General features: G+C 73.0%; 18 protein-coding genes. 6 read left to right on the top strand and 12 right to left on the bottom strand.

The features are described from left to right. Nucleotides 1-74 precede the first annotated feature (74 nt). Nucleotides 75-680: a PH domain-containing protein gene (locus tag IF55_RS07550; protein WP_078643805.1), complete on the top strand. Its 606-nt coding sequence runs from the start codon at nt 75-77 to the stop codon at nt 678-680. After that, nucleotides 670-2,223, top strand: a complete 1,554-nt coding sequence (locus tag IF55_RS07545) for a PH domain-containing protein (protein ID WP_078643802.1) — start codon at nt 670-672, stop codon at nt 2,221-2,223. The genes IF55_RS07550 and IF55_RS07545 overlap by 11 nt, the downstream gene beginning before the upstream one ends. 44 nt (nt 2,224-2,267) lie before the next feature. Here IF55_RS07545 and IF55_RS07540 read toward each other — a convergent pair whose 3' ends face one another. Genes IF55_RS07540 through IF55_RS07530 form a run of 3 tightly spaced genes read right to left on the bottom strand, consistent with a single transcriptional unit; the run spans nt 2,268 to nt 5,636 of the window. Further along, nucleotides 2,268-3,011 (bottom strand): succinate dehydrogenase/fumarate reductase iron-sulfur subunit, encoded by a 744-nt coding sequence (locus tag IF55_RS07540; protein ID WP_030875589.1) that lies wholly within the window; start codon nt 3,009-3,011, stop codon nt 2,268-2,270. Beyond that, nucleotides 3,008-4,981, bottom strand: a complete 1,974-nt coding sequence (locus tag IF55_RS07535; protein WP_030875592.1) for a fumarate reductase/succinate dehydrogenase flavoprotein subunit — start codon at nt 4,979-4,981, stop codon at nt 3,008-3,010. The genes IF55_RS07540 and IF55_RS07535 overlap by 4 nt, the downstream gene beginning before the upstream one ends. 31 nt (nt 4,982-5,012) lie before the next feature. Continuing rightward, a complete protein-coding gene (locus tag IF55_RS07530; RefSeq protein WP_037962558.1) occupies nt 5,013-5,636 on the bottom strand; it encodes a succinate dehydrogenase cytochrome b subunit in 624 nt (207 codons plus the stop codon). Between the two features lie 250 nt (nt 5,637-5,886). Here IF55_RS07530 and IF55_RS07525 point away from each other — a divergent pair, with 250 nt between their 5' ends. Beyond that, on the top strand, nt 5,887-6,789 hold the full coding sequence (locus IF55_RS07525) for a LysR family transcriptional regulator (RefSeq protein WP_030875598.1): 903 nt from the start codon (nt 5,887-5,889) through the stop codon (nt 6,787-6,789). 52 nt (nt 6,790-6,841) lie between these two features. Here the strand turns inward: IF55_RS07525 and asnB are convergent, their stop codons facing one another. The 4 genes from asnB to IF55_RS07505 all read right to left on the bottom strand — a co-directional run bounded on the left by asnB (nt 6,842) and on the right by IF55_RS07505 (nt 11,310). Continuing rightward, nucleotides 6,842-8,671, bottom strand: a complete 1,830-nt coding sequence (asnB, locus tag IF55_RS07520; RefSeq protein ID WP_030875602.1) for an asparagine synthase (glutamine-hydrolyzing) — start codon at nt 8,669-8,671, stop codon at nt 6,842-6,844. 200 nt (nt 8,672-8,871) lie between these two features. Further along, nucleotides 8,872-9,246, bottom strand: a complete 375-nt coding sequence (crcB, locus tag IF55_RS07515) for a fluoride efflux transporter CrcB (RefSeq protein WP_030875607.1) — start codon at nt 9,244-9,246, stop codon at nt 8,872-8,874. Next, the gene (locus IF55_RS07510) at nt 9,243-9,794 is read right to left on the bottom strand and encodes a fluoride efflux transporter FluC (RefSeq protein ID WP_078643800.1); all 552 of its coding nucleotides are present in this window, start codon (nt 9,792-9,794) and stop codon (nt 9,243-9,245) included. Before IF55_RS07510 ends, crcB begins: the two co-directional genes overlap by 4 nt. A gap of 277 nt (nt 9,795-10,071) precedes the next feature. Next, nucleotides 10,072-11,310, bottom strand: a complete 1,239-nt coding sequence (locus IF55_RS07505) for a styrene monooxygenase/indole monooxygenase family protein (RefSeq protein ID WP_030875613.1) — start codon at nt 11,308-11,310, stop codon at nt 10,072-10,074. Nucleotides 11,311-11,590: 280 nt separating this feature from the next. On the opposite strand from IF55_RS07505, the gene IF55_RS07500 reads away from it, so the two are divergent. Beyond that, nucleotides 11,591-12,412, top strand: a complete 822-nt coding sequence (locus IF55_RS07500) for a metallophosphoesterase family protein (protein WP_030875616.1) — start codon at nt 11,591-11,593, stop codon at nt 12,410-12,412. A 51-nt stretch (nt 12,413-12,463) separates the two neighbouring features. On the opposite strand, the gene IF55_RS07495 is transcribed toward IF55_RS07500, so the two are convergent. The 3 genes from IF55_RS07495 to IF55_RS07485 all read right to left on the bottom strand — a co-directional run bounded on the left by IF55_RS07495 (nt 12,464) and on the right by IF55_RS07485 (nt 16,503). After that, nucleotides 12,464-12,868 carry a hypothetical protein gene (locus IF55_RS07495; RefSeq protein ID WP_063763907.1) on the bottom strand — a complete coding sequence of 135 codons (405 nt, stop codon included), beginning with the start codon at nt 12,866-12,868 and terminating at the stop codon, nt 12,464-12,466. 170 nt (nt 12,869-13,038) lie between these two features. Beyond that, nucleotides 13,039-15,525 carry an MFS transporter gene (locus tag IF55_RS07490; RefSeq protein WP_078643798.1) on the bottom strand — a complete coding sequence of 829 codons (2,487 nt, stop codon included), beginning with the start codon at nt 15,523-15,525 and terminating at the stop codon, nt 13,039-13,041. A gap of 192 nt (nt 15,526-15,717) precedes the next feature. Continuing rightward, complete coding sequence (locus IF55_RS07485; RefSeq protein WP_030875621.1) at nt 15,718-16,503, bottom strand: AraC family transcriptional regulator; 786 nt, start codon at nt 16,501-16,503, stop codon at nt 15,718-15,720. A gap of 242 nt (nt 16,504-16,745) precedes the next feature. On the opposite strand from IF55_RS07485, the gene IF55_RS07480 reads away from it, so the two are divergent. Beyond that, the gene (locus IF55_RS07480) at nt 16,746-17,987 is read left to right on the top strand and encodes an MFS transporter (protein ID WP_048831643.1); all 1,242 of its coding nucleotides are present in this window, start codon (nt 16,746-16,748) and stop codon (nt 17,985-17,987) included. After that, nucleotides 17,984-18,343 (top strand): hypothetical protein, encoded by a 360-nt coding sequence (locus IF55_RS38285; protein WP_157854255.1) that lies wholly within the window; start codon nt 17,984-17,986, stop codon nt 18,341-18,343. Before IF55_RS07480 ends, IF55_RS38285 begins: the two co-directional genes overlap by 4 nt. Nucleotides 18,344-18,904: 561 nt before the next feature. Here the strand turns inward: IF55_RS38285 and IF55_RS07470 are convergent. After that, nucleotides 18,905-19,315, bottom strand: coding sequence for an SseB family protein (locus IF55_RS07470; RefSeq protein ID WP_030875630.1), 411 nt, complete (start codon nt 19,313-19,315; stop codon nt 18,905-18,907). Nucleotides 19,316-19,525: 210 nt separating this feature from the next. Beyond that, nucleotides 19,526-20,146 (bottom strand): HhH-GDP family DNA glycosylase, encoded by a 621-nt coding sequence (locus IF55_RS07465; protein WP_030875634.1) that lies wholly within the window; start codon nt 20,144-20,146, stop codon nt 19,526-19,528. Nucleotides 20,147-20,273: the final 127 nt, after the last annotated feature.

The following is a 20,273-nucleotide window of genomic DNA, read 5'->3' as shown; positions in this document are numbered from 1 at the left end:
TTGCAAGTCAAGCGTATTGCTATAGCTTGTCGGCAACGCAATACAAGCGACTTGGAAAGGCTACGGGGACGACGATGGCAGCGCAGACACCACCACCCCGGCGGACACCGCCGCACCGCCGGACACCACCGCACCAGCAGGCCATACCGCACCACCAGGCCGCACCGGGCCGCGCACAGGCCGTGCTCCGGCCGCCGCGCCACCGCGTCGACCCCCGCGCCCGCCGCTGGTGGACCCTCCAGGCCCTGCTCACCTTCAGCGGCCCGGCGCTGCTCGCGGCGGCCGCCCTGCTCGTCCTGTCGGCGCTCCTCTTCGCCGGCGCGCTGCCCTGGCTCGCCCCGCTCGTCCTCGCCGTCCTCGTCGTGCCCGCCCTCGGCTATCTGTGGACCATGCCGCGGTGGCGCTACCGGGTGCACGCCTGGGAGGTGGGGGAGCAGGCCGTGTACGCGGCGGCCGGCTGGTACTGGCGCACGCGGCGCATCGCCCCGCTCTCGCGCGTCCAGACCGTCGACACCGTACGCGGCCCGCTCCAGCAGCTCTGCGGCCTCGCCACCGTCACCGTCACCACCGCCTCCACCGCGGGCGACGTGAAGATCGCCGGGCTGCGGGCCGCCGACGCCGAGGCGCTCGCGGACCGCATCGGCGCCGCCGCCCAGCTCGTACGAGGGGATGCCACGTGACCGCCGTCGCCCAGCTCGTACGGGGAGACGCCACGTGACCGCCGACGACCACACCCCCTGGCGCACCCTCGACCCCCGCACCCTCGCCGTGCACTGCTCCTGGCTCGGCGCGCCGCTCGGCTCCCTCGCCCTCACCGCGCTCGCCACCGGGGGCCGGCTCGACGCCCGCGCCTGGATCACGCTCGGCGCCATCGCGGCCGTCTTCGCCGCCGTCACCGCCGCCGGGCTCATCACCTACCGCCGCACCCGCTACCGCGTCACCGCCGACTCCTTCGAGCTGCGCACCGGCCTGTTCACCCGGCGGCAGCGGGCCGTACCGCTGCACCGCGTCCGCAACGTCGACCTCACCGCCAACCCCGTCCAGCGGCTCTTCGGCGTGACCGTGCTGCGCGCCGGAACGGCCGGCTCCGGCGGCGGGGGCTCCGCCGGAGAGCTGCGCCTGGAAGCCCTCTCCCGCCCCGCCGCCGAGCGGCTGCGCGCCGAACTCCTGGCCCGCGCCGGCGCCGACCGCCACACCGACCCCCTCCTCGCCTCCTTCGACCCCCGCCGGCTGCGGTTCGCACCGCTGACGTTCTGGGTCTTCGGCGGCGTCTTCGCCGTGGCCGGCGCCGCCTACCGCGTCCTGCACGGCGTCGGCCTCGAACCCTGGAGGATCGGCTTCGTACGCCGCGCCTTCGAGGACTTCGGCGACAGCGCTCTGTGGCTCACCATCCCGCTCGCCCTCCTCGCGATCGCCGCGGTCGGCAGCGTCGGCGCCGTCGTCCTCTACCTTGAGAACTGGTGGAACTACCGCCTGGAATGGACCGACTCCGCCACCCTCGGCGTCCGCCGCGGCCTGCTGACCACCCGCGCCGTCGCCATCGAACGCGCCCGCCTGCGCGGCGTCGTACTCCGCGAACCGCTCCTGCTGCGGGCGGGCGGCGGCGCGACCGTACGGGCCGTGGCCGGCGGCCTCGGCGACCGCGACGAGAACCGCCGGCGCAGCGCCGTCCTCCCGCCCGCGACGCGCGCCGAAGCGGTCCGGGTCTGCGGCGGCATACTCGACGGGCTCGCGCCCGACGCCCTGCCCGCCGACCGCCGGCTGACCCCGCACCCCCGCCGGGCCCTGCGCCGCCGTACGCTCCGGGGCCTGCTCGGCGTCGTCCTGCCCGTGACCCTCACCCTGGCCGTACTGGGCGCGCTGCTCACGCCCGTACTCCTGTACTGCGCGGCGGGCTTCGCCCTGGTGGCCGTCCCGGTCGTACGGGCGCTGGCCCACGACGCCTACCGCGCGCTCGGGCACGCGATCACCGGCCCGCTCCTGCTCATCCGCTCCGGCACCTTCAGCCGCGACACCGTCGCCCTGAACCGCGACGCCGTCCTCGCCTGGACCTTCACCGACACCCCGTTCTCGCGGCGGGCCGGCCTCGTCACGGCGACGGCCGCCGTCGCGGCCGGAGAGGACGGCTACCGCGTCCGCGACATGTCCGCCGACGAGGCCGCGGACTTCGCGGACGCGGCCACGCCGGGGCTGATCGGGGAGTTCCTGTACCGGGTCCCGTAGGGGCCCTGGTGCAGGACCGGAGCCCCGGACACCACGAACCGCCGTCACCGCCCCCGCATCGTCGCCCGCAAGTACTCCCGGTTCATCGCCGCGATGGACGGCAGCGGAATCCCCTTGGGGCAGGCGACGGCGCACTCGCCGGTATTGGTGCAGCCGCCGAACCCCTCCGCGTCCATCGCCTCCACCATGTCCAGCACCCGCGACTCGCGCTCCGGCGCGCCCTGGGGCAGCACATTGAGGTGGTTGACCTTCGCCGAGGTGAAGAGCATCGCCGACCCGTTGGGGCAGGCCGCCACGCACGCGCCGCACCCGATGCACTCGGCGTGCTCGAAGGCGAAATCGGCGTCCGCCTTCGGTACGGGCGTGGCGTGGGCCTCCGGGGCGGCGCCCGTCGGCACGGAGACGTAGCCGCCGGCCTGGATGACCCGGTCGAAGGCGGAACGGTCGACGACCAGGTCCCGTACGACGGGGAAGGCGGCGGCGCGCCACGGCTCGATGTCGATCGTGTCGCCGTCCCGGAAGGACCGCATGTGGAGCTGGCAGGTGGTGGTGCGCTCCGGGCCGTGCGCCTCGCCGTTGATGACGAGGCTGCACGCGCCGCAGATGCCCTCGCGGCAGTCGTGGTCGAAGGCGACGGGGTCGTCGCCCGCGAGGATCAGCTCCTCGTTGAGCGTGTCGAGCATCTCCAGGAACGACATGTCGGCGGAGATCCCGTCGACCTCGTAGGTGGCCATGGCGCCCTCGGCCTCGGGGGTGCGCTGGCGCCAGACGCGCAGGGTGAGCTTCATGCGTAGCTCCGCTGGGTGGGGTGTACGTACTCGAAGACGAGGTCTTCCTTGTGCAGGACGGGCGCGGCGCCGGTGCCGGTGAACTCCCAGGCCGCCGCGTACGAGAACGCCTCGTCCTGCCGCGCGGCCTCGCCGTCCGGGGTCTGCGACTCCTCGCGGAAGTGGCCGCCGCAGGACTCGGCGCGGTGCAGCGCGTCGAGGCACATCAGCTCGGCGAGTTCGAAGTAGTCGACGATCCGGTTGGCCTTCTCCAGCGACTGGTTGAACTCCTCGCCGGTGCCCGGCACCTTGATGCGCCGCCAGAACTCCTCCCGGAGCCGCGGGATCAGTTCGAGCGCCTTGCGCAGCCCCGCGTCCGTACGGGCCATGCCGCAGTACTCCCACATGATCTCGCCGAGTTCGCGGTGGAAGGAGTCGGGGGTGCGGTCGCCGTCGACGGCCAGCAGCAGGTTCAGCCGGTCCTCGGTGTCGGCGACGGCCTCCTGTACGGCGGGGTGCTCGGCGTTCACACCCTCCTCGTCGGCGCGGTGCGGGTTGCGGGCGAGATAGTCGTTGATGGTGGACGGCAGCACGAAGTATCCGTCGGCCAGGCCCTGCATCAGGGCCGAGGCGCCGAGCCGGTTGGCGCCGTGGTCGGAGAAGTTGGCCTCGCCGATCGCGAAGAGGCCGGGCACGGTGGTCTGGAGGTCGTAGTCGACCCAGAGCCCGCCCATCGTGTAGTGCACGGCGGGATAGATCCGCATCGGCACCTCGTACGGGTTCTCGGCGGTGATCCGCTCGTACATGTCGAAGAGGTTGCCGTACTTCTCCTCGACGGCCGCGCGGCCCATCCGCGCGATGGCGTCCGCGAAGTCGAGGTAGACGCCCTGCCCGCCCGGGCCGACGCCGCGCCCCTCGTCGCAGACGTTCTTGGCGGCGCGGGAGGCGATGTCGCGCGGCACGAGGTTGCCGAAGGCGGGGTAGATCCGCTCCAGATAGTAGTCGCGCTCGTCCTCCGGGATCTCGGCGGCCGGCCGGGTGTCGCCCTTGGCCTTCGGCACCCAGATGCGGCCGTCGTTGCGCAGCGACTCGCTCATCAGCGTCAGCTTGGACTGGTGGTCGCCGGTGCGCGGGATGCAGGTGGGGTGGATCTGGGTGAAGCAGGGGTTGGCGAAGTACGCGCCGCGCCGGTGGGCCCGCCAGACGGCGGTGGCGTTGGAGTTCATGGCGTTGGTCGACAGGTAGAAGACGTTGCCGTAGCCGCCGGACGCGAGCACCACGGCGTCCGCGAAGTAGGTGTCGATACGGCCCGTGACCAGGTCCCGGGCGACGATCCCGCGCGCCCGCCCGGCCACCACGAGCAGGTCCAGCATCTCCGTGCGCGGGTGCAGCTCCACATTGCCCGCGCCGATCTGGCGGCTGAGCGCCTGGTACGCGCCGAGCAGGAGCTGCTGCCCGGTCTGGCCGCGCGCGTAGAACGTCCGCGAGACCTGCACGCCGCCGAACGAACGGGTGTCGAGCAGCCCGCCGTACTCGCGGGCGAACGGCACGCCCTGCGCCACGCACTGGTCGATGATCTCGACGGAGACCTGGGCGAGGCGGTGGACGTTGGACTCGCGGGCCCGGAAGTCGCCGCCCTTGACGGTGTCGTAGAACAGGCGGTGGATGGAGTCGCCGTCGTTGCGGTAGTTCTTGGCGGCGTTGATGCCGCCCTGCGCGGCGATGGAGTGGGCGCGGCGCGGCGAGTCCTGGTAGCAGAACTGCACGACGTGGTAGCCCTGTTCGGCCAGCGTCGCCCCGGCCGCGCCGCCCGCCAGCCCGGTGCCCACGACGATGACGGTGTGCTTGCGGCGGTTGGCTGGGTTGACGAGCTTGGCCTCGAAGCGGCGGCGGTCCCAGCGCTCGGCGATCGGCCCGTCGGGGGCTTTCGCGTCGGTGACGGGCGCGCCGAGGGCGTAGTCGGTGTAGGGCGGGAAACCGGCGCTGTCCATAGCTTCCTTGTGTCCGTTGCTGTCGCTCATGTCAGCTCACCGCTCCCGTCATGACGGCCACGGGAACGGCGATGAACCCGCAAGTGAGGAGGAGGGCCAGGCCATTGGCCAGGGCCTTGAACAGCCGGTCGCGGCGGGCGCTGCCCGCGCCGAGCGTCTGGGCGGCGCTCCAGAAGCCGTGCCGGATGTGCAGGCCGAGGGCGAGCATCGCGACGATGTAGAGGGCGCCGCTGTACCAGGTGCGGAAGGACGCCACGACGTTCTCGTACGGATGGCCGGCCTCGGCGCGCGGGTTGACGGTCAGCGTCGTCAGGTCGAGCAGGTGCCAGACGATGAACAGGCCGAGGATGATGCCGCCCCAGCGCATCGTGCGGGTCGCGTAGCTCGCGCGCCGCCGCTTGCGCTCGTACTTCGCGGGGCGGGCGGCGATGTCGCGGCGGCTGAGCTGGTACGCGGCCACCGCGTGCAGCACGACGGCCACCACCAGACCGACGCGGGCGAGCCACAGGAACCACTCGTGGTGCAGGACGGGCTCGCCGATGGTGCGCAGCCAGTGCGCGTACCCGTTGAAGTCGCCGGAGCCGAAGAAGATCTTGAGGTTGCCCAGCATGTGGGCGACCAGGTACGCCAGCATGGCCAGGCCCGTCACGGCCATCACGGCCTTCTTGCCGACGGTCGAGCGCCATACGGAGCGGACGAGGGACGCCTTCCGGGCCCCCTGCTTCTTGGGAGCCCCCTGTTGCTTCAGAGGCCCCCGATTCTTGTGGGGCGGCCGTTGATCACTTCGATCCGGCCGAGTCGCCAGTGCCATGGAAATCGACGCTACGGAGCCGCCCCCGATCCGTCCAAGACATGGCGTAGCTCGTTTCCATAGGCAATGCCTATGCGGCTTCTATGCTGGACCCATGCAGCTCCACCAGCTCCGCTACTTCGCCGCCGTGGCCGAGACCCGCCACTTCACCCACGCCGCGGAGCGGCTGCACGTGGCCCAGCCGTCGCTCTCCCAGCAGATCCGCGCGCTGGAGCGGGAGCTGGGCGCGGACCTCTTCCACCGCGCCCGCGGCAACATCACCCTCACCGACGCCGGCGAAGCCCTGCTGCCGCTGGCCCGCCAGATCCTCGCCGACACCGAGACCGCCCACCGCGAGGTGCAGGAGGTCGCCCAGCTACGGCGCGGCCGGGTGCGCCTCGGCGCGCCGCCCAGCCTCTGCGCGAGCCTGGTCCCGGACGTGCTGCGCGCGTACCACGCCCGCTACCCCGGCATCGAGTTGCTCGTCGATGAGGGCGGCTCGCAGGACCTGGTACGCACCCTGGCCGCCGGCGAGCTCGACCTCGCCCTCATCATCACGCCGCTCGCGGGCGGCGCCCCCGCCCTGGCCACCACCGAGCTGCTCCGCGAGGACCTGGTCGCCGTCTCCTCGTACGTCTCCCCGGCGCCCGCCCCCGCGCCGCTGCGCGTGGCGGACCTCCAGGGCCACCCCATGGTCATGTTCCGCCGCGGGTACGACCTGCGCGAATACACCATCGCGGCGTGCCGGGCCGCGGGGTTCGAGCCGTCGTTCACGGTGGCGGGCGGCGAGATGGACGCGGTGCTGGGGTTCGTACGCGCCGGGCTCGGCCTCGCCGTCGTCCCCGGCATGGTGGCGGCCCGCTCGGGCCTGCGCGTCACGCCCTTCGACCCCGCCGAGGACATGCGCCGCACCATCGCCGTCGCCCACCGCAAGGACGTCGCCCCGCCCCGCTCGGCCCGCGAACTGCGGCGCGTACTGCTGGAGCACCTGCACAGGGAGGGCATGGTGGGGGAGTGACGGCGGGGCCGGCCGGGGCGGGCGGGCGCCCGCCCCGCTGTCGCTTCCCCGGTCAGTTCAGCTTGATCTCCGGCTTGTGCAGGTCGAACCAGGTGGCCACATCGAGGGCGCGCTCCATGCGGGTGCGTTCCTGGGAGGTGATGGTCGCCTTGTCGGCGGTCGCCGCCGCGCGGACCGACGCCTGGTCGAACAGGTCGAGCGCCGGGTGGCCGGAGCCGAGGAGGTCCATGGTCTGGGACTGGATGGCGGCGACGTAGCGGGGGTCGAAGCTGCCGGGGTAGCCGCTCTTCTTGCGCTGGACGACGGAGTCCGGCAGCAGATCGCGGGTCGCCTCGCGCAGGATGCTCTTCTCGCGGCCGTCGAACGTCTTCAGCGACCAGGGGGTGTTGAAGACGTACTGGACGAGCCGGTGGTCGCAGAACGGCACCCGGACCTCCAGGCCCACCGCCATGCTCATCCGGTCCTTGCGGTCGAGCAGCGTCTGCACCATGCGCGTCAGGTGCAGATAGCAGACCTGCCGCATCCGCTTCTCGTGGCCACTCTCGCCGTCCTTGAGCGGGGCCTCGGCGACCGCCGAGGAGTAGCTGTCGTCGAGGTAGGTCTGGAGGCCGAGGCCGGCGGTCAGTTCGCCGGACAGGGCGCCCGAGAGGTCGAGGATGGAGCCCCTGGCCATCCACGGGAAGACGTGCGCGTCGGCGCGCTCGTCGTGGAACCAGGGGTAGCCGCCGAACACCTCGTCCGCCGACTCGCCCGAGAGCGCCACCGTGGACTGCTCGCGTATCGCGGCGAACAGCAGGTAGAGGGAGTTGTCGCGGTCCCCGAGCCCGACCGGCAGGTCGCGGGCGCCGACGGCGGCCCGGCGCACGGCGGGGTCGGACAGCGCCGTGCCGTCCAGCACGATGTCGCTGTGGTCGCAGCGCACATGGTCCTTGACGGCGTGCACGAAGGGCGTGTCCTGCGTCGGGGCGATGTCCTCGGCGCGGAAGTTCTCGGACTGGTCGGGGAAGTCGACGGCGAAGCTGCGCACGGTCTCGCCCCGCTCGGCGAGCTGCTTGGCGGCGAGCGCGGTCATCGCGGACGAGTCGAGGCCGCCGGAGAGCAGGGAGCAGCGCGGCACGTCGGCCACGAGCTGCCGGGCGACGATGTCCTCCAGCAGCTCGCGCACGTGCGCGACCGTGGCCTCCTGGCTGTCGGTGTGCTCGGTGGCCTCCAGCTTCCAGTAGGCGCGCTCGCGCAGCCCACCCCGGTCGAGTACGGCCAGGTGGCCGGGGCGCAGTTCGCGCATCCCCTCCCAGATGGCGAAGCCGGGGCTCTTGGTGAAGGAGAAGATCTCCCGCAGCCCGTCCGCGCCGACGACGGGGGAGGCCAGCGGGTTGGCGAGGATCGCCTTGGGCTCGGAGCCGAACAGGACGCCGTCGTCGGTCTCGTAGTAGTAGAAGGGCTTGATGCCCATCCGGTCGCGGATCATGACGAGCTTCTCGGTCCGCGGGTCCCAGATGGCGAAGGCGTACATGCCGTTGAGCTTGTCGGGCAGCTCTTCGCCCCACTCCAGGTAGCCGCGGAGCACGACCTCCGTGTCGGAGTCGGTCTCGAACCGGTGGCCGCGGCGGCGCAGCTCGTCGCGCAGTTCGACGTAGTTGTACGCCTCGCCGGAGTAGACCATCGCGACCGTGCCGTTCTCGGTACGGGCCTCCATGGGCTGCGCGCCGCCGGGGAGGTCGATGACGGCGAGCCGACGGTGGCCGAGGGCGGCGCGCGGGGTGACCCACGAGCCCTGGGCGTCCGGTCCCCGGCAGGACATCGTCTCGGTCATCGCGTCCACGGACTCCTGGTGGGCCGTCAGGTCGCGTCGGTAGGAGATCCAGCCAGTGATGCCACACACAGCGATCAACTTCTTTCGCCACGAGGGTGTAGTGGAGGTTGCCTGTAGCTACCATCTACCTGTCGGCGACGGCTTCACTACCCACCGCAGCGAAACGATCCTGTGGCCTTTCTCACCGACCTCTGCCGGTAAATTCCTGTTAACGGGACGTTTTAGGGCGGAAGTTGGAGGAGCGCGGCCCGCGTCTCCGGTGCGGGTGTTCAGGCCCACAGCGCCTGGGCGAGCGCGGCCCCCGTGAAGGCGGCCCCGAGCCCGGCGACCACACTCGCCACGGCGTTCGCGGCCGCGAAGAACCGCGCCCCGCTCTCGGCCAGCCGCAGCGTCTCGTACGAGAACGTCGAGTACGTCGTCAACGCCCCGCAGAGCCCCGTACCGAGCAGCGCCTGCACCCCGGAGGGCGCGGCCCCGGCCGCCACCGCGCCCGTCACCAGCCCCAGCACCAGGCAGCCCACCACGTTGACCGTGAACGTCCCCCAGGGGAAGAGCGAGTCATGGCGGCGCTGCACGCTCCGGTCGGTCAGATAGCGCAGCGGGGCCCCGGCCATGGCCCCGACGACGACCAGCAGCCAGTTCACGCCCGACGCTCCTTACGTTCCTTCGCGCGGCCCGCGCCGTCGAGCCGGGTGGCGGTGCTCAATCGCGTCCTCCAGGCGATCGCGCGGCGGGTCAGCCGGGCCGTTGCCCAGACCGCCGCCAGGGCGGCGACCAGGGTGGCGGCCAGATAGCCGAGACCGGTCGCGGCGCGCCCGCCGTCCACCAGGCGCTGGATGTCCACGGCGTAGGCGGAGAAGGTCGTGAAGCCGCCGAGCACGCCGGTCCCGAAGAAGGGCCGTACGAGCCGGTGGGCCGCCCACACCTCGGTGGCCAGCACCAGGAAGACGCCGATCGCCGCGCAGCCCGCCACGTTGACGAAAAACGTCGTCCAGGGGAACGCGTTTGCCTCTGTGGGCCACAGCAGGGACGCCCCGTACCGGGCCGCCGCCCCTATACCACCACCCACGGACACCGCGCAGACGACCGGCAACTGACCGTGGCCCGCCGGGGCGCGCCGCGCGGGCGGCGGACTGTCCGGGAGATCGGGGTCGACGGGCTCTTCCGCCGCCGGGGGCCGTGACTGGCCCATGGGCATGCCTCCTACTCGCCGGGCGTCCGGCCGGGCCGTGGCTCCGGCTGCGGACGCGCTCCTTCGCAAGTAGGGACCGTTGGCGGCGTCCGTGCCGCGGTTCGGTACGGCGGGCCCCACCGCCGTGACGGCGCCCACCCACCGCGCGTTGGCGCGATCGCGTGAATGCGAACGCAAACACGGACGGTGGTGGTCACTGCCGTTGACCAGCGTACCTCGCGCTTCTCAGGGCCGCTTGGTCGGGACCGTACGGCGGCCGGGGCCGCCCCCCGGCGGCTCAGGGCCGGCCGACCGCCGCCAGATAGGCCTCGGTGCGGTCCGCGTCCATGATCCACTCCGGGGCGTCGAAGGGGTCGACGTAGACATTGGCGAAGCGGTGGGCCACCTCGGCGTGCCGGGACGCGGCGTTCAGGGCGCGCGCCACGTGCTCCGGCGGCGCGAGCATCGCATTGCTGAACGCCGACGCGTGCCGCGCCCGCTCCCAGAACGCCGCGAAGGCGCGCTGCATCCAGGGCCGGTCGAAGCGCCGGTCGCCGTGGTCGGTGATCGAGCGCAGATAACTCGCCGCGCAGTGCGCCGCGTTGTTGGCGCCCTGCCCCGCGATCGGGTCGTTGACGACGACCGTGTCGGCCATGCCGAGCACGTACGAGCCGGGCGCGACCTCGGCGACCGGGTGGCGGACGGCCGGCGTGATGGAGCCGAACAGGACCGCCTGCGGGTCGGTCGGCTCCGCGGCGGCGAACCGCTCGTACTCCCAGGGCGCGTACGTGCGCATCAGCTCCAGCGACCGCTTGGCGAGCGCCTGGGCCCCGGGCCGGTCCTGCCAGCAGTCGTACGGCCCGCCCGGCGTCGCCTCCCACAGCAGGATGTCGCACGGGCCGCTGAGGGTGAGCGCGGGCATCACGATGCACTCGCCCGCCCCCGGCGTCGCCAGCACCCGCATCCGCGGGCCCACGGCGTCCGGGTGTCGCTCCGGGGCCGTCACTCCGTGCAGGTAGACGCAGGCCAGCGTGCGCTGCGGCGCTTCGTACGGGCTGTGCCGCTCATCGCGCGTGAAGACCTCCGCGAGGCCGCCCCGGCCGGCGGCGACGAGCGTGAGGTCGTACTCGGCGGCGAGCGGGCCGAGGCCGTCGGCCGGGACCGCGCGGTGCTCGACGCGCCCGCCGCGCTCCTCGAAGAGCTCCAGCCAGCCCGCCATCTTCAGCCGCTGGTCCACCGACTGGGCGGCCCCGTCGAACGGCGCCGAGAAGGAGAGCGTCGGCGTGCCGGGCTCGGCCGCGTAACAGAGGTCCAACCCGTCGATCCAGGGCGCCTGTTCCTCCCACAGGTGCAGCCCGGCCGCCCGCTCCAGGGCGAGCGCCGGACCGAACATCACCTGCGTGGACAGCACCTGACCGGAGCGGATCTCCTCGGCCGTACGGGCCGACACCACCGTCACCTCGTAGCCCTCGGACCGTAGCCCCAGGGCCAGTTGCAGCCCGGCCTGCCCGGCCCCGACGATCGCGATCCTGCGCATCGCTGCCTCCGCGGGCCCGGAGGTCGTTGGCGGATGGGGTCGTCGGTGCTACCGGGCCCTCATTCGTTGTAGCGGCGGGCGCGGGCGCTGTATAGGGCGCGGCCCGCAGAGGGGGCGCGCTCGGGGAGCGGACGTGGTAGGGAGGCCGTCGCCGCCCGGGCGGGGGCAGACGTACCAGGGGAGCGGATGGGAGCCGGCGGCGGGCCGGCAGGCCCGGAGATCAGGGGTACTGCTGGGCGAGCCGCCGACGTACTCTCGGCTGATGCGTCAAGGAAAGCTCATGGGCATCAGTGATCTGCACGTCGTGCACGAGGACAACCGGCGCATCGTCGAGGAGTTGCGCCCCGACGACCCCGCCGACTGGCTGATCGTCGCGGGTGACGTCGGCGAGCGGCTCGCCGACATCGAATGGTCGCTGAAGACGCTGAGCGAGCGGTACGCCCAGGTCGTCTGGGCGCCCGGCAACCACGAACTGTGGACCGTCCCCAAGGACCCCGTCCAACTGCGCGGCGAGGCCCGCTACCGCCGTCTCGTGGAGGTCTGCCGCGGCCTCGGCGTGCACACCCCGGAGGACCCCTATCCGGTGTGGTCCGGCCCCGGCGGCCCGGTCGTCGTCGCCCCGCTCTTCGTGCTGTACGACTACACGTTCCGCACCTCCACGGCGGCCACCAAGGAGCAGTCCCTGGCCCAGGCGTACGACGCCGGGGTCGTGTGCACCGACGAGATGCTGCTGCACCCCGACCCGTACCCCACCCGCGACGCCTGGTGCCGCGCCCGCGTCGCCGAGACCGAGCGCCGGCTCGCCGCCGTCGATCCGGAGTTGCCGACCGTCCTGGTCAACCACTTCCCGCTGGTACGCCACCCCACCGACGTGCTGCGCTACCCCGAGTTCGCCCAGTGGTGCGGCACGGAGCTCACCGCCGACTGGCACACCCGTTTCCGGGCCGCGGCCGTCGTGTACGGGCACCTGCACATCCCGCGCACCACGTACTACAACGGCGTCCGCTTCGTGGAGGTCTCGATCGGCTATCCGCGCGAGTGGCGCAACAACCCGCGCCACCCGGGGAAGGTGGCCCGGCAGATCCTTCCGGCGCCGAGCTGAGGGGCGACGGCGGGCGGGCGTCGCCACGCCGCGGGATTCGTCGGAAGCGCCCTAGTCGGCGATCTCCACGACGACGCCCGCCGACTCCAACTCGGCCATGGTGCGCGGCCAGTCCTCCCAGGTGTCCCGCATCCGGTCGCGGATGCCCGCGCCCGGAATGACCAGTACCCGGATGCCCTCGCTCCGCAGGAACGACGCGATCCGCCCGGACGGGCGCAGCACGGACCACATGTCGTACCCCGGGCGGGCGTACCCGTTCCGCTCGGCCCACCGGTGGATCAGCGCGAGCTGCGCGTCCCAGTCCTTCTCGAAGTCGGTGTAGAGAGCCGGCCCGTGCTCCGGCTCGTCCACCTCCCGCGCCCCGAACACCCACCCCCAGGCTCTGGGCGCGGCCCCCCGCCCCGCGTCGGGCTCCTCGGGGGACGTGTCCGCAACGGACCGGTGTGCGTCAGCCATGCCCCGACGCTACTGCCCCGGCGCGACGCCGGGAACAAGGCTGGTGAGGGGTGGGGCGGGTGAGTCGGGGGAGGCGGGAGGGACTTCGGGCCGGTCCGCCATTCGTGGGTCAGCGGTCGGCCATGGGCCGGTGATCAGGCGTGGGGCAGCGGTCAGCCGTGGGTCAGCAGTCAGCCGTGGGTCAGCAGGAAGTCCACCTGACAGACGGCGGCCGGGTCCGGGCCGGTGGCGAGGGTGACCGGGGTGGTGGCGGGGGCGTAGCCGGCGGTCAGCACCGTGTACTGGCCGTCGGCGAGGTCGGTGAAGGCGAAGCCGCCGCGGTCGTCCGTCACACACCGCGCGACGATGTCGCCCGCCGCGTCGAGCAGGGACACCCGGGCGTCCTCCAGGGGGCGCCCGCCCCGGTCCCGTACGGTGCCGCGGACCGTGACCGCGGAGCCCAGCTCGACGTCGATCCGCCGCGCCGGGCCGTCGGCGCACTCGATCTGGACGGCGTACGGGCGGTGGCCGGCGGCCGAGACCGTCAGCGCGTACGGGCCGGGGGCCAGGCGCGGCAGGCTGTAGGCGCCCTCGGGGCCTGTCACCGCCGAGGCCGCCACCTCGCCGCGGGCGTCGGTCGCCGTGACCACCGCCCCCGCCAGCACCGGCCCGCCCTCGGCCCGTACGGTCCCGGTCACCCCGTCCCCACCGTCCAGCCGCAGCTCGCACGCCACGGGAGCGTCGGTCACCGGCACGGTCGTGGCCCGCGGCCGCAGCCCCGCGGCCGAGCCGATGACGACGAAGGAGCCGGCCTCGGGGGCGCGCACGCCATACCGGCCGTCGCTGCCGCTGACCGTACGGCCGAGCTGACGGCCCGCCGTGTCGATCAGCGTGACCGCCGCCCCCGCCACGGGCGCGCCGTCGGGGCCGAGGACCCGGCCGTGGATGGCGGGGCCGGCCGTCGCGGGAACGGCGTCGGCCACCGCCTCTCCGGGGGGCACCGCCGCGTCTCCGGGAGTTAGGGCGCCTCCCGGGTGAGCCGTTTCGCCCAGGTGTGCCGTGGGTCCCGGGGCCGCCGCGTCGCCGACCGCCTCCGCGGGGACCGCCGCCTCGATCGGGTCGTCCGTGTGCGCGGCCGCCGATACCGCCGCCGCGCGCCGGGCGGGCAGGAAGAAGGCGATCAGCAGTCCGAGGACGGTGGCGGCGCAGGCGACGGCGAAGGCCGTCCGGAACCCCGTCATGTTCGGCAGGTCGACTGTGCCCAGGCGCGTCGTCTGGCGGGCCAGGATCACGCCCACCACGGCGCTGGACGTGGACGTTCCGATCGACCGCATCAGGGTGTTGAGGCCGTTGGCCGCGCCGGTCTCCCCGGCCGGTACGGCGCTGATGATGAGCGTCGGCATCGCGGAGTACGCGATCCCCACGCCCGTACCGATGACGGCGGAGATGACGGCGATCTGCCAGACGGAGGTCAGCATCGCCATGCCGCCGCCGTACCCCGCGCCGATCACGACGAGCCCCAGCATCAGCGAGACCTTCGGCCCCCGGGTCGTGTTGATACGGGCGGACAGCGGCGACACGAGCATCATCGCCGCGCCCATCGGGGCGACGCACAGCCCCGCGACGACCATGGACTGGCCGAGGCCGTACCCGGTGGCCTTGGGCAGTTCCAGCAACTGGGGGAGGACCAGCGACATCGCGTAGTAGGAGAAACCGACCAGGATCGAGGCGAGGTTGGTCAGCAGCACCTGGCGGCGGGCGGTGGTGCGCAGGTCCACCAGGGGATTGGTGGTGCGCAGTTCGAGGAAGCCCCAGCCGACCAGGAGCACGACGGCCGCGACCAGCAGCCCGAGCGTGACGGGGCTGCCCCAGCCCCAGTCGCTGCCCTTGGTGATGGGCAGCAGCAGGGCGACCAGACCGGCTGAGAGGCCGACGGCGCCGACGAGGTCGAAGCGGCCGGGTGCGCGCAGCGCCGACTCGGGCACGGCCAGCAGGACCAGGAAGATCGCGATCAGCCCGAGCCCGGCCGAGCCGAAGAACAGGACGTGCCAGTTGCTGTGCTGGGCGACGAACGCGGCGGCGGGCATCCCCAGCGCACCGCCGATCCCGAGCGACGAGCTCATCAGCGCCATGGCGGAGCCGAGCCGCTTCGGCGGCAGTTCGTCGCGCATGATGCTGATGCCCAGCGGGATCGCGCCCATCGCGCCGCCCTGGACGGCCCGGCCGATCACCATGAGGACCAGCTCGGAGGTGAGCGCGCAGATCAGCGAGCCGACGACGAGCAGGCCCAGGGCGACGATGAGCATGCGCCGCTTGCCGAACATGTCGCCGAGCCGCCCCATCACGGGGGTGGCGACGGCGCCGGCGAGGAGGGTCGCGGTGATCACCCAGGAAGCGTTGGACGTCGTGGTGTGCAGCAGCTTCGGCAGGTCCGCGATGAGCGGGACGACGAGCGTCTGCATGACCGAGACGACGATGCCGCAGAACGCGAGCACCGTCACGAACCCGCCGCCCACCTCGGGCTGCTCGCCGTGCGGACCGCCGGCCGGCGCGGTGCCGGTGGCGGTCCCGGGGGCTTCAGGGACCTCAGGGGACTCGGTGGTCCCGGCGGTGGTCCCGGTGGCTTTCGTGGCCCTGGCGTGGGCGGCCCTGGCGTGGGCCGGGGATATCCGGGGCATGCTGGCGCGGCCTCCAAACTGTTCGGGTGCCGGCTGAAGGTCGAGCGCACAGGTGGTGCGGCGACGGCACGGGCGCTGTGCATCTTACGCACCGCGTGTATCTTGCAAGTTTCCTTTACGTGTGCCTGCGGGCCCCAAACGGAGACGAGTTGGGATATACGCGTCGCTGGTCGCCCCGGCGCGGGCCCCCGTTCACGCCCCCCGCTGCTCGGCGAAGTACGCGCTGGGCGAGGTCCCGAGCGCGCGGCGGAACATGGCCGTGAAGGCGCTCGGTGTGGCGTAGCCGAGTTCGGTGGCGATGGCGCTCACGGGGACGCCCCGGGCCAGCAGGATGACGGCGTGGATCAGCCGCGCCTGCTGCACCCAGTGCGTCAGCGACATGCCCGTGGCGGCGGCGAACCGGCGCTGGAGACTGCGCGGGCTCAGATGCGCGTGGGCGGCGGCGCCGGCGGTCGTCCAGTGGCCGCCGGGGTCACGCTGGATCGCCGCGCAGAGCCCGTCGAGTCCGGGATCGTCGGGGGCGGGCAGATGCAGCGCCGGTACGGGCCGCGGCGCGAGCTCGGTCAGCAGGAGCGCCATGACCTGGCCGTCACGCCCGTCCGGGGCGTACTCGACCGGAATCCGGGTCGCCTCGTCGATGAGTTCGCGCAGCAGCGGCGACACGGAGACGACGGTCGGCTCGGTGGGCAGGGCGGTGGCCGCGGCCGGTTCGATGTAGAGGGTGCGCATCCGCACCGCGCCCGTACAGCTCATCGTGTGCGTGACGCCGGGCGGCACCCACACCCCGCGCGTGGCGGGCACCACCCAGGTGCCATGGCCGGTGACGACGGTGATCGCGCCCGTCGTGCCGTAGATCAACTGCGCCCGCCGGTGCCGGTGCGCGGGGATGTGGTGGCCGTCCGGGAGATCGCGCGCCATGGCCGCCAGCGGCCGCGGGACCCGCTGGTAGTCGTCGCGGTCCTCGCTCTTCCCGTACATTGGCGCACTCTCGATAGGTGATGGCGTAGGAGCGAAAGCATGTCAGGCGGGGGCCGCCATAGCGTGGACCCACGTGATGGAGACCTTGAACGGAAGCCGGCCGGCCCCGGCGCCCCCCGCATCCCCCGCACCGCCCCGCGCGCCCACCGCGTACCTGCCCGTCGCGTTTCTACCCTCCGTGTACGTACGTTCCGCGCGCCTCACCCGCGACTCCACGGCGTACGGGCGGGGGGTGAGCCGTCATGGCTGACTCGACACAGACGCCCGAACTGGCCGACCTGACCGAGGCCCCCGGCCGGCTCACCCGCCCCCTCACCGTGCTGCTGGCCGTCACCAGCGCGGTCACCGCCGCCAACGTCTACCTCAACCAGCCGCTGCTGGGGTCGGCCGCCGCGGACCTGCACGTGAGCCCCGAAGCGCTCGGCGCCGTGCCGACGGCCACCCAGTTCGGCTACGCCGCGGGCATCCTGTTGATGGTCCCGGCCGGCGACAGCCACGACCGGCGCCGCCTGATCCTCCGCCTCGGAGCCGCCTCCACCGTCGCCCTCGCCGCGTCCGCCGTGGCGCCCACGGCGTGGTGGCTGATCATCGCGAGTTTCCTGGTCGGCCTCCTCTCCCCGATCCCGCAGTTGGTCGCGCCGCTGGCCGTCGCCCTCGCCGGGGACCAGCGCCGGGGCCGGGTCGTGGGCACCATCCAGGGCGGGCTGCTCATCGGTGTGCTGGCCTCGCGCGCGTACTCCGGATCGTTCGCCGAACTGGCCGGCTGGCGCGCCGTCTACTGGTGCTCCTGCGCGCTGACCCTGCTGATGACCTGCGTGCTCTGGCGCGTACTGCCGGCCGCTCCGGCCATCGGCGCCGCCCGCTACCGCACGACGCTGGCGTCGCTGCCCCGGCTCTTCGCCTCCCACCCGCTGATCCGGCGCGTCACCATCTCCGGCGGGCTGGTGGGCATCGCCTTCGGCGCGTTCTGGACCGCCCTGACCTTCCTGCTCGAACAGGACTACCACTACGGCTCCACGGAGGTCGGCCTCTTCGGCCTGGTCGCCGCCGCCAGCGCGCTCGCCTCGCCGGCCGCCGGACGGCTCGCCGACCGCATGGGCCCGCGCTTGGGGCTCGCCGCCCTCATCGTCACCGTGATCGCGGGCTGGGTGCTGCTGCTCCCCGGCGGTACCCACCTGAGCTGGCTGATCATCGGCGTCGTCGTCCTCGACATCGGCGTCTGGGGCAGTCAGGTCGTCTGCCAGACCTCCCTTTTCACGCTGGACAAGTCCACCCACAACCGCCTCAACACCCTCTACTTCACCCTCCGCTTCCTGGGCATCGCCATCGGCTCGCTCGCGGGCTCGCTGGCCTGGGGTAACGGCGGCTGGTCCGCCGTGGCCACCGTCGGGATCATCGCCGCCCTGGCGGGGCTGGTGGTGGGCGTTCTCCCCCATTCGAAGGAGCGCGCAAAGCGTGACGAAGTGACTACTCTTGGTGCATGACTGGCTGGGCTGGACCTGTGTGGCGGCCCGCCGCACGGACCGCCGCCACCGCGCTGATCGCCGTGCTGTTCGCGCTGTGCGGCGCGGACCCCATGGCGGCGCGCGCCGCCGCCGACCCGGCACGCTCCGCCGTCGCGGTGGTCGAGTCCGAGCGGTTCACCGACGAGAGCGCCACCTGCGCGGATGAGCAGCGGCGCGCCCGCGCCGCCTGCCCCGGCCGGTCCGGCCGCCGGGCCGAACCGGGCCCGGAGCACCGCCGCGACCGCGCGTACGTCCCCCAGCGGTCCGGCGCGGCCCCTCGCCCCGGACGGGCCGTCACCGCCGCCCACGGTCACTGCGTCGTCCTGCGCTGCTGAGAGGACCGCGGCCCCGCCCGCACGGGCGGAGAGCGCCGCCTGCCCCTCGGTTCGACAGGTACGAGAGCAGAAGAGGCATCATGCCCGCTGACCCCTGGCGCCGACTGGACGGCTACCTGCGCGCCCAGTCCTACCTAGCCCACCGCCCCGCTTCCCCTTCAATCCCCGCCCCTTCGGAGCCCGCTTCCGCAGGGAAGACGGATTCCGAAGCCCGACTGACTGAACCCGCCGGACCCATCGAATCCGCCGAAACCGCCGAATCCGCCGAGGCCGCCGAACCCGTGCGGGAAGAGCCACCCCCGGCCGTGGCCGCACGCCGCCCCGGGGCCGTGGGCCGGCTCCTGGCCCTCCTCACCTCGCGCCGCGCCCGACCGGCGCGATGCCCGGAGACACCCGCCGGTCCCGACCAGTAACCAGTAAAGGGACGCGAGACGAAACGGGATGGGGCGGGGCCGGGGTCGCATCCCGGCCCCGCCCTGTCCCCGCCGCGGCCCCGGCTTCAGAGGCACGGGTTCAAGGGCACGGGTCCAGGCGTGGGAGTCCGACCGCGCATGTCCGGGCCTACGGCCGGGCCAGCAAGGTCCGTACGCCCTGGGCATCGAGGGTCAGGGCACCGGGCGAACTCGCGTCGATGGCCAGCGACAGCTCCCCGGAGGGCCACTGCGAGGCGAGGGTGCCGAGCGGCACCATCCGGTAGCGGGAGATGGACGGCAGCAGCTCCGCCATGCGCAGCTCCGAGGTGAATACGGGCACGAGCTGCGCCCCACCCGGCTGCTCCATGATCGGCAGCACCACGTCCCCGGAGTCGGGCTCCTGCGCGTCGCTCAGCTCGTCCGGAACGGGGAGCAGCACATCGCTGCCCGCCAGAGTCTCCAGCGCCGCCTCGTCCTGGGTGTTCTCGGACAGGGCGTTGAGCGCCTGCTGGGCGGGGGATAGGCCGTTGCCGGAGGGGAGGTCCATGGGCGTGTTCATGCGAAAGTCCTGTCATCGCGTAGCGGGTCGGTCGCCGGTCCTGGGCGGGTGCCGCACAGGACGGGAAGCCCCCCGCGTACCCGCCTTCGCCGCAGACATGCACCCTCGCCTCCCCAAGCCTCACCCCCGCCCGCACCGGCCGGCCTTCGCGAGCGGCCGGCCTCCCCGAGCCGCCGCCCGCCATGTCCCGGCCGGTGAGGGCGCGGGAACTCACTTCTCCAAGGCCACGCGCACCAGCGCGGCGGCGAACACGGCCGGGTCGCCGTCGCCCATCAACCGCGCGAGTGCCTTCTCGTCCTCCGGCAGGCCGAGCCGGCGCGCCCCCTGTAGCGCCTTGGCATCCAGATACGGCGCGGCCTCGGGCCAGACGCCCTGGGCCTCCCGCAGGAAGATGTCCGCGCCGACCGGCCCGAGCCCCGGCACCTCGCGCAGCAACCGGCGCAACTCGTCGATGTCGCCGTCGGCGGCCTCCCGCATCCGTCGCAGGTCCCCCTTGTACTTGTCCCTCAACAGCTCCGCCCCGTCCCCGAGCTGCGTCGAGGTGCTCTCGTCATAGCGCCGGTAACCTCCCTTCCCCAGGGCGTCCACCCGCTGCTGCCAGGTGGCCTCGGCCATCCGCCGGGCGTCGCGCATCCCCGCCTCGTACAGTGCCCGGCAGGTGTCGACTGCGATGTTGTGCCGGATACGGGTACTGAGCAGCACGGAGAGCACGAGCAGCCGGTACAGCGGCTGTGGCGTGTTCTGGAGCCGAATGCCCGCCTCGTGGGCGAACGTACGGCCGTGTTCGTCGAGCAGTTCGCGGACGGTCTCGCGCTGTGTGGTCTGGGGCATGGTGGGAACTCCTCTCCTCCGTCCCCACCTTGGTACCCGTCATATGGAATATCACCGCCGAAACCGCCATCTATCGGCGAGCCGCCATGCCCCCCGGGGTGACGAGCGCCGAAGGCAACTCCGTCGG

This window comes from Streptomyces varsoviensis, assembly GCF_000718635.1.
Classification (GTDB): Bacteria; Actinomycetota; Actinomycetes; order Streptomycetales; family Streptomycetaceae; genus Streptomyces; species Streptomyces varsoviensis.
The sequence above is the reverse complement of the archived record's forward strand: the minus strand, read 5'-3'. Positions and strand labels throughout refer to the sequence as shown.